At 49.0% G+C, this 12,003-nt stretch carries 14 protein-coding genes; 3 read left to right on the plus strand and 11 right to left on the minus strand.

The features are described 5' to 3' along the window. Positions 1-272: 272 nt before the first annotated feature. The 3 genes from RJP21_RS08745 to RJP21_RS08755 all read right to left on the minus strand — a co-directional run bounded on the left by RJP21_RS08745 (position 273) and on the right by RJP21_RS08755 (position 3,191). Complete coding sequence (locus RJP21_RS08745) at positions 273-1,172, minus strand: SDR family oxidoreductase (protein WP_310858949.1); 900 nt, start codon at positions 1,170-1,172, stop codon at positions 273-275. A 153-nt stretch (positions 1,173-1,325) separates the two neighbouring features. Beyond that, positions 1,326-2,279 carry an AraC family transcriptional regulator gene (locus RJP21_RS08750; RefSeq protein ID WP_310858950.1) on the minus strand — a complete coding sequence of 318 codons (954 nt, stop codon included), beginning with the start codon at positions 2,277-2,279 and terminating at the stop codon, positions 1,326-1,328. Positions 2,280-2,390: 111 nt separating this feature from the next. Further along, positions 2,391-3,191 (minus strand): SDR family NAD(P)-dependent oxidoreductase, encoded by an 801-nt coding sequence (locus tag RJP21_RS08755; protein ID WP_310858951.1) that lies wholly within the window; start codon positions 3,189-3,191, stop codon positions 2,391-2,393. An 82-nt stretch (positions 3,192-3,273) separates the two neighbouring features. Between RJP21_RS08755 and RJP21_RS08760 the strand changes: the two genes are divergently transcribed. Continuing rightward, on the plus strand, positions 3,274-3,558 hold the full coding sequence (locus RJP21_RS08760; protein ID WP_310858952.1) for a helix-turn-helix domain-containing protein: 285 nt from the start codon (positions 3,274-3,276) through the stop codon (positions 3,556-3,558). A gap of 99 nt (positions 3,559-3,657) precedes the next feature. On the opposite strand, the gene RJP21_RS08765 is transcribed toward RJP21_RS08760, so the two are convergent. Next, positions 3,658-4,515 (minus strand): SDR family oxidoreductase, encoded by an 858-nt coding sequence (locus RJP21_RS08765; RefSeq protein ID WP_310858953.1) that lies wholly within the window; start codon positions 4,513-4,515, stop codon positions 3,658-3,660. Between the two features lie 187 nt (positions 4,516-4,702). On the opposite strand from RJP21_RS08765, the gene RJP21_RS08770 reads away from it, so the two are divergent. Continuing rightward, on the plus strand, positions 4,703-5,296 hold the full coding sequence (locus RJP21_RS08770) for a TetR/AcrR family transcriptional regulator (protein WP_310858954.1): 594 nt from the start codon (positions 4,703-4,705) through the stop codon (positions 5,294-5,296). A 391-nt stretch (positions 5,297-5,687) separates the two neighbouring features. On the opposite strand, the gene RJP21_RS08775 is transcribed toward RJP21_RS08770, so the two are convergent. The 6 genes from RJP21_RS08775 to RJP21_RS08800 form a co-directional block, all read right to left on the minus strand. Then, on the minus strand, positions 5,688-5,978 hold the full coding sequence (locus RJP21_RS08775) for a YfzA family protein (RefSeq protein ID WP_310858955.1): 291 nt from the start codon (positions 5,976-5,978) through the stop codon (positions 5,688-5,690). Between the two features lie 239 nt (positions 5,979-6,217). Next, entirely contained in the window at positions 6,218-6,679 is a 462-nt protein-coding gene (locus RJP21_RS08780) for a DinB family protein (protein WP_310859011.1), read from the minus strand. Between the two features lie 685 nt (positions 6,680-7,364). Beyond that, positions 7,365-7,679, minus strand: coding sequence for a hypothetical protein (locus RJP21_RS08785; protein ID WP_310858956.1), 315 nt, complete (start codon positions 7,677-7,679; stop codon positions 7,365-7,367). A 352-nt stretch (positions 7,680-8,031) separates the two neighbouring features. Next, positions 8,032-8,511, minus strand: a complete 480-nt coding sequence (gene rlmH, locus RJP21_RS08790) for a 23S rRNA (pseudouridine(1915)-N(3))-methyltransferase RlmH (RefSeq protein ID WP_160043024.1) — start codon at positions 8,509-8,511, stop codon at positions 8,032-8,034. A gap of 129 nt (positions 8,512-8,640) precedes the next feature. Continuing rightward, complete coding sequence (locus tag RJP21_RS08795; protein ID WP_160043025.1) at positions 8,641-8,808, minus strand: CxxH/CxxC protein; 168 nt, start codon at positions 8,806-8,808, stop codon at positions 8,641-8,643. 214 nt (positions 8,809-9,022) lie between these two features. Continuing rightward, positions 9,023-10,267 carry a S1C family serine protease gene (locus tag RJP21_RS08800; RefSeq protein ID WP_310858957.1) on the minus strand — a complete coding sequence of 415 codons (1,245 nt, stop codon included), beginning with the start codon at positions 10,265-10,267 and terminating at the stop codon, positions 9,023-9,025. 747 nt (positions 10,268-11,014) lie between these two features. On the opposite strand from RJP21_RS08800, the gene RJP21_RS08805 reads away from it, so the two are divergent. Beyond that, positions 11,015-11,224, plus strand: coding sequence for a hypothetical protein (locus tag RJP21_RS08805; RefSeq protein ID WP_201452173.1), 210 nt, complete (start codon positions 11,015-11,017; stop codon positions 11,222-11,224). Here RJP21_RS08805 and RJP21_RS08810 read toward each other — a convergent pair. Further along, positions 11,193-11,999 (minus strand): MBL fold metallo-hydrolase, encoded by an 807-nt coding sequence (locus RJP21_RS08810; protein WP_160043027.1) that lies wholly within the window; start codon positions 11,997-11,999, stop codon positions 11,193-11,195. The genes RJP21_RS08805 and RJP21_RS08810 overlap by 32 nt on opposite strands. Between the last annotated feature and the right edge of the window lie 4 nt (positions 12,000-12,003).

Here is a 12,003-nt window from a genome sequence, read left to right on the forward strand (position 1 = left end):
GCACGGCGCCAATTGCAAGAATTGCTATGCTCCATTCCCGCCAGACCTTTGCTGCCTGCAATCGGTCCTGCCGACCCGATCGCTTGGATGACTTGCTCCTTCGCCGATTCGGCTAGCTGATTGCTCTGCAAGGACTGGACTCTTCCCGAGACGAGTGATGTACAAAACTTCGTAAAAAATTCCGCTAGTTAACGCATTTACTGGGATAACCGACTAACAAATAAGACGACACCTTTGTTCTTGCCCGGTGTCGTCTTAAGTTCACTACGGTTTTAGTTGTTAAAATATTGACCCTGTTCAAGATCCGCGATAAGACCAAGGTGTACAGGTTCCCACCCTACGCGCTTTCGTGTCAGCTCGTTTAATGTTGTGTTATCGATCGAAGCAGCCGCCCCAACGAAACCGAAATGAGTATCTGCCTCTTCGCGGGAAATGCTAACCACCGGCAGATTCAAATGGCGACCGATGACGTTCGCGATATCAAGAAGCTTAACCCCCTCTTCACCGACCCCGTGGAGTCGCGATCCCGCGGGTGCGGATTCAAGCGCCAATCGGAACAGCCGTGCTGCATCGAGTCGATGTATCGCCGGCCATCGGTTAGAGCCTTCGCCTACATAGGCCGAGACTCCTTTCTCACGAGCAACGGCGATGAGCAGCGAGACGAAACCGGCCATCGTATCGCCGTGAACGGAAGGTGCGAGACGGATGACCGATGATCGCACTCCCCGTTCAGCCAGCGCAATAGCCGCGTTCTCTGCTGCGCCCCGGGGCACGGAGTCCACCAACACATCATCCTCTGTCCCAGCTTGCCCTTGCGGGAGAACGAATGAGAGCATCATGGTTCCAGAGGTACCCACGAATGGTTTACCGGTGCCCTCAAGCACTGCCCCCATCGCCTCAACGGCTCGCAGATCTGTCTCTACAGCACCAGCATAATCGGAGAAATCATGTCCGAAGGCTAGATGAATGACGCCATCCGCAGCCCTGACACCCTCTTGCAGACTGTCGAGATCGTCGAGAGAGCCTCGATGCACACTGGCTCCTGCAGCCTTCAACGCTGCAGCCGACTTGTCCGAACGGGCGAGGCCGATGACCTGATGTCCGGCTGTAAGGAGTTCGTGGACTACTGCACTTCCAATAAAGCCTGTCGCTCCTGTAACAAAAACTCGCAAAATAAAGCCCTCCTTCAAAAGGTAATAGACTCATTATAGAACGCCAAACATCTTTAAGATTGCCTATTCCGCGCCACTTATTGTCGGATTCACCGGATGTGAACAATAAAACCCAGCAAGCTACACGATCACGATTTGGTCATTACGTACGGATTATTCCTTAAATTGAACTTGTTGACGGATGCGAGCGATGTCTCTGCCAGGCGGATTACCAAAAAAGCGGCTATAATCCCGACTAAACTGAGAATCACTCACGTACCCAACTAAACGACTGGCTGTGACCGCATCTATCTGGCCTGATAACATCAAACGCTTCGCTTCCTGAAGGCGCAACGTTTTTTGAAATTGCAATGGGCTCATAGCCGTAACTGCCTTGAAATGCTCACGAAAAGTAGACACACTCATATGGGCCAGTCTGGCCAATTCTTCAACCTTTACCGTCTGAGCAAAATTGTCACGCATCCATGCTATGGCCTTTGCCACACGCTGCACCCCCGAGTCAGCAAAGCCCATCTCCGCCACGTAAACCCCGATGGGACTACGCAGCAGTCGGATCAAAAGCTCCTCTATCACGAGTGGGGCGATCCATTCCGAATCGCCGGGGTTTTGCAGACAATTCACCAGTCTCGTCATCGTGCCGACAAATTCCGGGTCGGCATCAACTCCGTAACCCGCACTTCGCCGCTGAATGGGCGGCAGACCATGAGGGAACATTCTGGCTGCCAGCTCGGAGATTCTTTGCGGTTCGAGAGCCAAGCTGGCTGTAAGATACGGTTTGGAAGGACTAGCTTGCATGATTTGTACGGTGATGGGAAGCGCAACAGGGACCATGAATATACGCGGTTTGCTGGACGTATAGACCTCCTCCCCGACGGTGAACGAGATCGTCCCTTGCGCCACGATACCGAATGATGGCGTATAGAATGTTTTTAAATCCGTCCCCGTTGATGAGAAGCGACCCAGTCTCAAGCCGGGAATGGGCTGAACAAAGATCCCATCATGCGGAGTGTGGGATTGGATAAGACGAGCTAATCGGGCTGTTTCAGCTTCAAGCATTGGCTTATCGCTTGATTCCGCTTGCATCGAATGCCAGTTTGATATATCCATACGATTATGCATCCTCCTATAATTTCGCCGTCACTTATGATACGGTACACCGCGCTGTCTGTAACGGCAAGTTTTAGGGCCATCCTTTGCGGGATGGCCCTTTTAAACTAACTATAAATGCCTTTTGGGCTTTGACATGCGTTCCATGATCAAGGCTACCCTGCGCCTGCTAAAAAATCGGATCATTTGAGCCATAAGGTAGTTGTTACGGCCATCGATGATGTAGCTGCGTCCCTGGTCGATTCCGCGAAATCCGGCCTGTACAACCTTCTCCGGGGTCGAGAGCTTTTGACCCGCTCCCATATCCTCGCTGCCGACCGCATCGAAAAAACCCGTCTCAGTTGCACCCGGGCACAGTGCAAGCACGCGAACGCCTCGCCCACGCGTTTCTGCCCATAGCGCCTCAGAGAAGGACAATACAAATGCTTTGGTAGCCCCGTATACTGTAGAATAAGCACAAGGCATGAACGCGGCCATCGAAGCCACGTTAACGATGACTCCGTCCTCTCGCCTCAGCATATCAGGCAGCAACCGATGCGTAAGATCGACTAACGCAGCCGTGTTCAGCATAATCTCTTCCTGCTCGCGCTCCGGGTCTATTTCCTCGAAACGGCCATAAGTGCCAACGCCTGCGTTGTTGATGAGAATATCGACCGATAAGCCCAGTTCGGATATTTGTTCGGCCAGTTGACGAGGGGCATTCGCTTGGGACAAATCGCAAGCCATTGCATAAGCCTGCACCCCGTACTGGCGGTTGATTTCCCCCGCCATTGCATCCAGTTTGTCCTTGGAGCGCGCCGCCAGAACGACGTGACAGCCTCGTGCCGCCAGTTCTTTGGCATACGCTTTCCCGATTCCTGATGAAGCACCGGTGACTACAGCCAGCTTGTTTCGATATGCATACTTGTTCAAGATACAAAACCTCCTATCGATAGCACTGCTCTGATGTAAATTATCTTAATCGTACCGTCGATAGGAGGAGGTTAACCACATCATGTTTACACTATTAGCAAGACTAACAGCCTCGGTTATGGTTCTCTTTTGTGGTAACGGACACTTGACAGAGATGATAATAATCGTGTATGAAGTGATTTTGGTCCATTTGGTTCATCGCGATATATATCTTCCATATGAGCAAATAGAGGTTCTTGCCCATATAAGCGTGACTTACTATACCTGGCTGGAACAAGGCAAGGAGGTGAATCCTTCGCCGGAAGTGCTGCTAAGTATCAGCAAAGCGCTTCAGCTTGACGAGGATGAGCCGATCTGGCCAATGTAGACGCGGCGAGTGTCGTTACAGTGCCGAATAACGGAGGGCCGGATGCGGGAGTTTTTACACGAATAAACCGGAAACAGCATTCACACATTCACAGCGCGTCTATTGAGGCAAAGACTCTTTTAAAAAGTCTCTTAGCGTCACCGGAGGTCGCCCGATCAGGTCAGCTAAAGCGTTACTCGTTTGCGCGAAGTCCCCGTTACGGCTGGCACGGAATAAACCCAAGGTGATTGCAATGCGCACTTCCGGAAAACCTTGGGCAGTCAGATACGCCCGATATTCTTCGTCAGTGACGACCTTTCGATAGATAGGCCGACCGACAATATCCGATACCATCGCAGCAACCCCTTCCATGTCAATCGCTTCAGAGGCCGTAAGATTCGGAGATGGACCATCCCAGTTCTTCTCGGTTAAGATCATTGCAGTAGCTTGGGCCAAATCCGAGTGCGTTGTCCAGGAAATCGGACCGTCCTCGGGAACAATCAACTCGCCCGTTTTGACGGCGTCGCCTATTAATCCAACCAATGAGGAGGCGTAAAAACCGTTGCGAAGAGACGTATGGCGCATACCCGACTCTTTAAGCACATCCTCTGTCGCTGCATGGTGAACCATAGGCGGAAAATACGACGTCGAAGAAGAACCCATATGACTCGTGTACAGCACCCGGGTGGCGCCAGATTTCTTTGCTGCGTCAATCGCGGTTTGGTGCTGACGGATCCCCGCATCTCCCAAAATACCCGTTGAAACAAGGAGAACCTGCGACGCGTCTTCAAAAGCATTCAGCAAGCTCTCCGCGTTAGCGAAATCGCCATGACGAACACGCACGCCGCGCTCCTTTAAATCCTGCGCCTGGCTCACATCCCGAACACTGACACCAATCTGCTCAGCCGGGATGCGTTTAAGCAGTTGCTCGACCACGCCCCTGCCTAACTTTCCATTCGCTCCAGTAACAATAAGCATGTTATCTCACTCTTCCCCTTCTGTAAAAAATTTGCTTACGATACGATTTTGTGTAACCATATATCGCATAACCAAAAGATAAAGGGTTGGAGCCCGGTCAACAACCAGCAAAAGGCCGGTTTCGTTGCGTTCCCGACACAATCACAGTTTTGTTTGTTTTTGAAATCCGAAGAAAAGGTGGTTTAGCATGCCGGTAAATCCCAGCGACCCCCGGGTAAAGAGAACCCGCCAATTGTTTATACAAGCCTTTAACGATCTGCTCGACGCAAAGAAAAACCTCTATTCCATTTCTGTTCATGACATTGCGAATCGAGCGGCCGTCAACCGCGCAACTTTCTATGCCCATTTTGAAGACAAATTCGCTTTTCTTGCTTATTGGATGACGGAGAAGTTTCAGCTCATTCTCAAAAAAAGACTGCCGGATGATGCTGCCTTCAGTCCGGACAATCTATATATCCTTGTTCAGACCGTCTTTCAATTTCTAATACGATTTCGACAGTACCTCACGCCGGGAGACAAGCAATTTGAGCCGCTGCTGGAGAACGCCATGCAAAAGGAATTGTATCGTCTTCTGCTCCGATGGTTAAAATCGGGGCCTAAACAGAGCGGCCCGCAAGAAAAGCTGGAAGCTACGGCTCTTGTGGTCAGTTGGGGCATATTCGGGTCGGCCCTGCAGTGGAGCAGGGAGATTCAAGCCCGCACGCTGGAGTCTATGGTGGAAGAGGTTATCGAGGTTGTAACGGATAATGTAGGCGCTTTTTGGGAGCAAGCATCCGAATGAACTTGAACGTGAATGACCGCAATCTCCTGCGATCTGCGTAGTCACACCTAGAAAGCCTAATCCGTTTAAGCACCTTCCGGAAAAAAATTGCCGTTATTTATGATACGGCTCAGCTTAACGGAGCTATCGGCGAAAAATTCGTCTCTGCATGTTATTATCAACTTTCTTTGTCTCATTAAGACCTCATAGTATGCACTAAGACCGCCTAATTAATCGGCGGTCTGATTGTGGATGGTTCAACTATCGTTTCCCGTTAGCTTAATAACATTTTTTCAGTTATGTACATGCTTCGGATAATTCTGTTAAACCACTTGGATGCCTAATGATTATTACAAGCACAAATCAGCAATTGATTTTCGTTTTCCTAGAGGTGAGAGGATGATTCTTAAACTTAGCGAGAAAAGATCTTTTTAATCACACTTATTATACCAGGAACAAGAAAAAAGATACCAAAAAAGACAGTGAGTAAATTATATTGGGGTGTTTCATAGAAATTAAACCATTCAGTGAAAATAGAAGTGTTAAGAATCCTTCCGAATATTGTTCCATCAGTATCTCTATAATTAAGTATCCATCCTGTTGCTTCAGATGAAATGAAGAATATTTGTGACAATAAAAATACACCAATAGAAGATACCCAATATCTTTTCAGAATTGGTACAGCATTTTGTTTCCTAACCAAAGTAATCCCATCCTTATTATGTACTATTTTCTGTATATTATAGAGTTTAATACGGATATTTAGGAATTAAGTTCCAAAATTAATATTGTTAAATTGTAAAAATTAAACTTATACTGTAAACCAACAGATACTTTTATTCTACTAATCTGCCCGTTAGCTTAATGAAGCTACCGATCAGCGCCGGCAGGTTAGTCTTGGTCGTTTATTCAACTATCATTTCCCGATAGCGTAATAACCCTCTAATGTTTTCCACTGGAGTGAAGTTCACGTCCTATCACATTAGCAGACACTGGATCAAATCCTAATTCTCTAATCCAAACTGATAATTGACCAATGTGATGTATCTCATGAGCAATAACATGTCTCATTATTTCCCCAAATGTAAAATCGTCTAGAATGTTTTCTTCCAATTCATTAGACCAATTGTTTACAAACACCTCAACTTCAGCCCGGCAACTATAGGATAATCTCTCAATTGCATCTAGGTTATTGTAGTCTTCAAACTTAAAATGGGATCCGGGTAATTGTTGAAGCGCAAGCAATATCCATGCCTGTTCCACATCAACTATATGAAAAAGTGTTCGTAAAATACTGCCCATCCCACCTGCACGTTCCTTTATTAATTCTTCCTCTGGTATTCTCTTCAATAATTGAAACCATTCATCACGGACTTGCCAATTGTACCGAAAAAGTAATTGCATAAACCTCCCCATTAAATAAGCCACCTTTTTATTATTTCTTCACTGATTCTGCGTTTCTGCCACGCTATCCTGCCCGTTAGCTTAATAAAATGAACAGGTACCGTTTCACGTTAGAACCAACTTTTTGACGCTATTTAAGTAGCAAGACTCGTACCTAAGTGTACCACGCGGCGGCATTCAGAGCTTCTTCAAAGCGAACTTGAGTTTTTGCAATCCTTTCGCCCCCAAGTTAAAGCTTACCGAACTACTGCCAAAAACCACAGGAGCGGGAGTAATCGAGCAATTCTTTCATAGCCCCTTCCAAATCATACACCGGAGTCAGGTTTGTAATTAAATCCGTTCCTCTCTTATGCTTTACTCGAATCCAAACTTGGACAATATGGAGGAATGGGCGAATGGAATGGGAAGAATTACGGAGACGCTTCGATAAGCTTTTTGTTAATCAGGTTACCGATGATGTGTCAACCGAGCAATTGATTGACTCTTATCAAGGAGGGTTGGTCCATCTGTATGATCGTTGGATTAGCGGAAACACGGAAGTCTCCTTGCAGGGTGATTCCGTGTGGTCAGGGAGTATCCAGAGCAAGTATAATAGCACTCGTCCTGAATGAATCCATTTAAAACAAAACCACCAGTAGCCGGAAATGGCTTTGGTGGTTTTCTCAGTTATGTCTATGTAATCTGCTTACGTATTACTTCTGCGACAGAGTTCATCTAAAACGTCTTTAAGTTCATTCAAGAAACTTGTACTAAAAACCTCTGTAATTCCCTCTTTTCTAAATAATTTCAGAAGAGCTGACTCGCTGAGATCAAGCGGTCTAGGTACAAAACGAATTTTGCCGTCATCGGACTTCTTGTAATATGCGAATCGAATCTCTTCATTCCCGGTGGACTTTACCTCAATTTTTTCAATTGCATATATCTCGTCATGCTCATTATCATCACTTACCTGTTTCCACAAAACACAGTAATCAGTGATTTTTATCTGCTCACCACTCATGCCTCTCCCCCTAACCGAGTTCACATAGAAACTACCGCTTCGAATCAATAGCAGTGAAAATATCCCGATTTATCTTCGAGATCATTTCAATCTCCTCTGTACTCCTGCTGCTTATCATGGGCATATGTTCATCAATGGCCTTTCGATGAGCCTTAGCATCATCAGCAGCCTCAAGCTCATCTCGAAACAATTCCATTGGCGACACTTGCAGGGCTGTAACCATCTTCTCAAGCGTTTCTAAGGAAATATTTCGTTCCCCACGTAACTATAATGAAGCGAGGAAGCCTCTGCTAGCTGCTCCTGAGTCCATACAAATCCATGCCCCGCAAGGAATTCCGCAAAAAACTTGCCCTTATTTGTGGTATGGTTCCCCCCGATTAATCTTCACCGCGCGATAAATCTGCTCCACCAGCACCAGGCGCATGAGCTGGTGCGGCAGCGTCATGCGCCCGAAGCTCAAGCGCTGCTGGGCGCGGCGCAGCACCTGATCGGAGAGCCCGTGGCTCCCTCCGATCACGAACACGACATGGCTCGTCCCGTAGGTGCCGAGCCGGTCGAGTTCGGCGGCCAGCTCCTCCGAGCTCCAGAGCTGGCCGCCGATGGCGAGCGCGATCACGTGCGCGCTCTCCTTCACCTGCGCGAGGATGCGTTCGCCCTCGCGTTCCTTCACGATGGACACCTCCGCTTCGCTCAAGGTGTCCGGCGCTTTTTCGTCCGCGACCTCGATCACTTGAAATTTGATGTACGGGGTCAGCCGCTTGGCGTATTCCTGGATGCCCTGCACCAAATACTTTTCCTTCAATTTGCCGACGCCGATCACTTGAATCAACATAATATTTCCTCCATCCGTTTCACGTGGGTTATGTATTTATTATGGCAGGCCCCGCCTGCTTTCATTTCATGAAGCTAAACGTGCAAAAAGGAGCGTGCTTCCACGCTCCTTTTACCTTTTTCCCTTATGTCAGACCACCAGAAACTCTCCCGCCTGCTTGCAGTGCGCGCATTGCACCGGCGGGTCCCAGTCGGAAAACTCCGTTTCTTTCAAGTCCACGATGTCTGGAGCATCCTCGTATTCGTCCACGAACATGTCGATGGCAAGCTCCAAATGTTCTTTGCATACTACGTACATATCGAAAGCATCCCTTCCAGCGCTACACAAGGTTGTGATCATGCCTTGGTTTTGACGAAACGATAACCCTTTTCGGGGCCATTGGCACATTCGTTTATCCCAAGACTTTCTCCCATTATACCATGTCCAAGCTTTAGCGGGGGACTCAATCGTCCCGAGGGGCAGCCTTAGGTTGTTATCCCGCCGCCCCCCTTTATGTTCTCTCCGAAATCGTTTATTGATCCGGCTTCTCCGCCAGCTTGACGTTTGCGGTTTGTTCTTTGCCGTCCCGGTAGAACGTAACCTTCACGGTATCGCCGATTTTGACCTTGTCGTACAGAAACTTTTTCATTTCCAGCGTCGTCGGAATCGGCGTATCGTTGAATTTCACGATCACGTCGTTGAGCTGAAGTCCGGCCTCCTGCGCGGGCCCGATTGCATCCAACACCACGACCCCGTCTTTGACGTCGCTTGGCAGCTTCAGCTCTTTAAGCTGGTCATCGTCCAAAGGCGCAAACGAGTTATTCAAATCCATCGAATAAATGCCGATATACGGACGGGCGATCTTCCCGTGCGTCATGAGCTCGTCGACCGTTTTCATCACCTGGTCCGCCGGAATGGCAAAACCCAGTCCCTCGACCCCGGTATCGGCGATTTTCATCGTGTTGATCCCGATCACTTTTCCGTTCAAATCGACCAATGCTCCGCCGCTATTGCCCTCGTTAATGGCCGCGTCGGTCTGGATAACCTCCTGCTCCCAGTCGTATACGCCGTCCTGGTTCAGCGAAACCGGCACGATGCGGTTCGTGTAGCTCACAATACCGGAGGTCAACGTATCGCCGAGCCCCAGCGGATTGCCGATGGCCAGCACCGTTTCTCCGAGCCGCAGCTTCCCGGAATCGCCCATTTCGGCCACTTCGCCGATGTTTTTGCCGTCTACGGAAAGCACCGCGATATCATTTACTTTATCGGCGCCGACAAGCTTCGCTTTTTTCATTTCGCCATTAACCGTCACCGCTTCGAGCTCCTGCGCGCCTTCAATGACGTGGTTGTTCGTTATGATAAAAGCCTGCCCTTTGTCTTTTTTAAAAATGACGCCTGATCCCAAGGCCGACTCTTCCAGACTTTTATCCTTCTTCCCGTCCTTGTAATTCACGATGCTCACGACGGTAGGCCGCACTTTGGCTGCAGCCTGCACCAGTCTTTCGTAGGGATCGGCGGAGCTGTCCACCTGTTTGGAATTCAGGGCGGCAACCACATGCGGCGCCTTGCCGGAGGCAGGCAAACCCGTGATCATGCTGAACAGCAGCACAGCCACGAACGCACTGATAACCGAACTGATCGTCGCGATCTGAAGCGTGGACAGCCCGCGGCTGCGCCTGGATCTCGGCCAATTGCTCCGTGTCTTGCGAATACGTCCGAATACACGTCTGCGTTTCGTCACTTTGGTAGAATAAAAATCATCTTGAAACAGCCCCATGAGATCCTCTCCCCTTCGTTATCAAGCACCTAAATTCCGTTTCTGCCGCCTTTCCTTTATACCCATATAGGTATGTAATCCAACCGACGTTCTATACCTCAAGATTACCTTTTCGGCGCCGTTTTTTCTGTAGTGCAAAAGTCTCCATTCGCATGATGATGTCGAGCGAAGGTCCTACAAATGAAAACAGGCCGTTTTAAGCCAATATTTGTCTCGGGATACAAGGCTGCATGTTCTTGAAAGTTAGGCTCCCATATATCTTAAACTAACCGATGGCTGCAAAGGTTGCGTTTCGTCTTCCCTTTATTTTTCTATCACCACAAAAAAGCCCCCTCAAGCACAAATGCCCGAAATTTTTGCGGCAAAGATCGGCCATCGTAAAACGTTTTCTTCAAAAATAGGAATATTTCCGGCTGTCGACTACTAGAATAAAAGAGAAAAACATCCTGCCTGCCTACCTAAGCATACCTGATGATCATGGCAATTCTGCGGCAAAACGGCCTCACCCTTTTACCAAAATACGGATGGAACCTTGGCGCCGTCAGCCCAGTTGCTGCAAGGCATTTCACGTTTTTCCGGTACTGACCATTGTACCATATCGAGGCCTGCGGGCCTATTTGAAATCGAAAACGAACGCTGGTGTTTTGTGGAATCAATCTTCTTGTTTTTGGAAAAACTAGCAATAAAGATTGAAAAGCGGCATTCTGAACGAATCATGTTCAAAACGAAATAAGGAGGAGAAATAAAATGATAGAGCGGTTTCCGTCCGGTATGGACTATGTGCAGTTGATGGCCAAGCTTGGAGATTTGAAAGACGAGCATTACCGCAATACCCTTGCCTTAAGCACGATCATCGAGCTGCTTGTCGACAAGGGCATTCTCACCCGCGATGAGGTGGAGAAAAAAGCGGCGGAGCTCGACCAGTTTATGGTTCGCTCACCTTATCCCACGGTGTAGGACGGTCATAATACGTATCGCATAATTTAAATTCGCTGTCTTTGTAAAAACAGCCCCGTTCCTCCATGCTGTCGCGCACGGTCATTTTGGCCAGATCCATCATGTTATGGTCGCGGCTGAGATGGGCCAGGTAAGTCCGCTTCAGGTCGCCGGTCAGCAGCTCGCTGAGCGCTTCGCCGGCATCCACGTTGGACAAGTGCCCCATGTCGCCCAATATGCGGCGTTTAATATTCCAAGGGTACCGGCCCATCCGCAGCATCTCGATATCATGGTTCGACTCCAGCACGAGCACGTTCGAATCGCTGATCGCCTGCTTCACCTTATCGCTCATGTAGCCGAGGTCGGTCGCCACGCTCAATTTTTCATCTCCGTCGTAAAAGCAGTATCCTACCGGCTCGGCCGCATCATGCGAAATGCCGAACGATTCCACCCGCAGCGAGCCGAAGTCCCGGACCTCCCCGGTACCCAGCACGACCCGGTTTTCCTCCGCGATTTTGCCGATGGACTTCTCCATCGCCTCCCACGTCTTCTCGTTCGCATAGATCGGCAGATCGTATTTGCGCGCCACGGCGCCAAGGCCTTTGATATGGTCGGAATGCTCGTGGGTGACTAAAATCCCGTCGATTTCCTCCCCCGTGACGTCCCGCTCCTGCAAAAGCTCGTCAATCCGTTTGGCGCTTAGGCCCGCGTCGATCATCAGCGTCGTTTCTTCGTTTCTGACGACCGTCGCGTTCCCCGTCGAACCGCTGGACAGCACTGTAAAAGATATCCCCATTCCC

Origin of the sequence: Paenibacillus sp. VCA1 (genome assembly GCF_031583795.1) — a bacterium.
GTDB classification, from domain to species: Bacteria; Bacillota; Bacilli; order Paenibacillales; family Paenibacillaceae; genus Paenibacillus_AQ; species Paenibacillus_AQ albilobatus.

Excerpts from the sequence above, each read along its gene's own strand:
- RJP21_RS08750 (WP_310858950.1), bottom strand. The coding sequence starts at position 2,279 with ATGGATATATCAAACTGGCATTCGATGCAAGCGGAATCAAGCGATAAG.
- RJP21_RS08760 (WP_310858952.1), top strand. The coding sequence starts at position 3,274 with ATGTTTACACTATTAGCAAGACTAACAGCCTCGGTTATGGTTCTCTTT.
- RJP21_RS08765 (WP_310858953.1), bottom strand. The coding sequence starts at position 4,515 with ATGCTTATTGTTACTGGAGCGAATGGAAAGTTAGGCAGGGGCGTGGTC.
- RJP21_RS08770 (WP_310858954.1), top strand. The coding sequence starts at position 4,703 with ATGCCGGTAAATCCCAGCGACCCCCGGGTAAAGAGAACCCGCCAATTG.
- RJP21_RS08780 (WP_310859011.1), bottom strand. The coding sequence starts at position 6,679 with ATGCAATTACTTTTTCGGTACAATTGGCAAGTCCGTGATGAATGGTTT.
- RJP21_RS08785 (WP_310858956.1), bottom strand. The coding sequence starts at position 7,679 with ATGAGTGGTGAGCAGATAAAAATCACTGATTACTGTGTTTTGTGGAAA.
- rlmH (WP_160043024.1), bottom strand. The coding sequence starts at position 8,511 with ATGTTGATTCAAGTGATCGGCGTCGGCAAATTGAAGGAAAAGTATTTG.
- RJP21_RS08795 (WP_160043025.1), bottom strand. The coding sequence starts at position 8,808 with ATGTACGTAGTATGCAAAGAACATTTGGAGCTTGCCATCGACATGTTC.
- RJP21_RS08800 (WP_310858957.1), bottom strand. The coding sequence starts at position 10,267 with ATGGGGCTGTTTCAAGATGATTTTTATTCTACCAAAGTGACGAAACGC.
- RJP21_RS08805 (WP_201452173.1), top strand. The coding sequence starts at position 11,015 with ATGATAGAGCGGTTTCCGTCCGGTATGGACTATGTGCAGTTGATGGCC.
- RJP21_RS08810 (WP_160043027.1), bottom strand. The coding sequence starts at position 11,999 with ATGGGGATATCTTTTACAGTGCTGTCCAGCGGTTCGACGGGGAACGCG.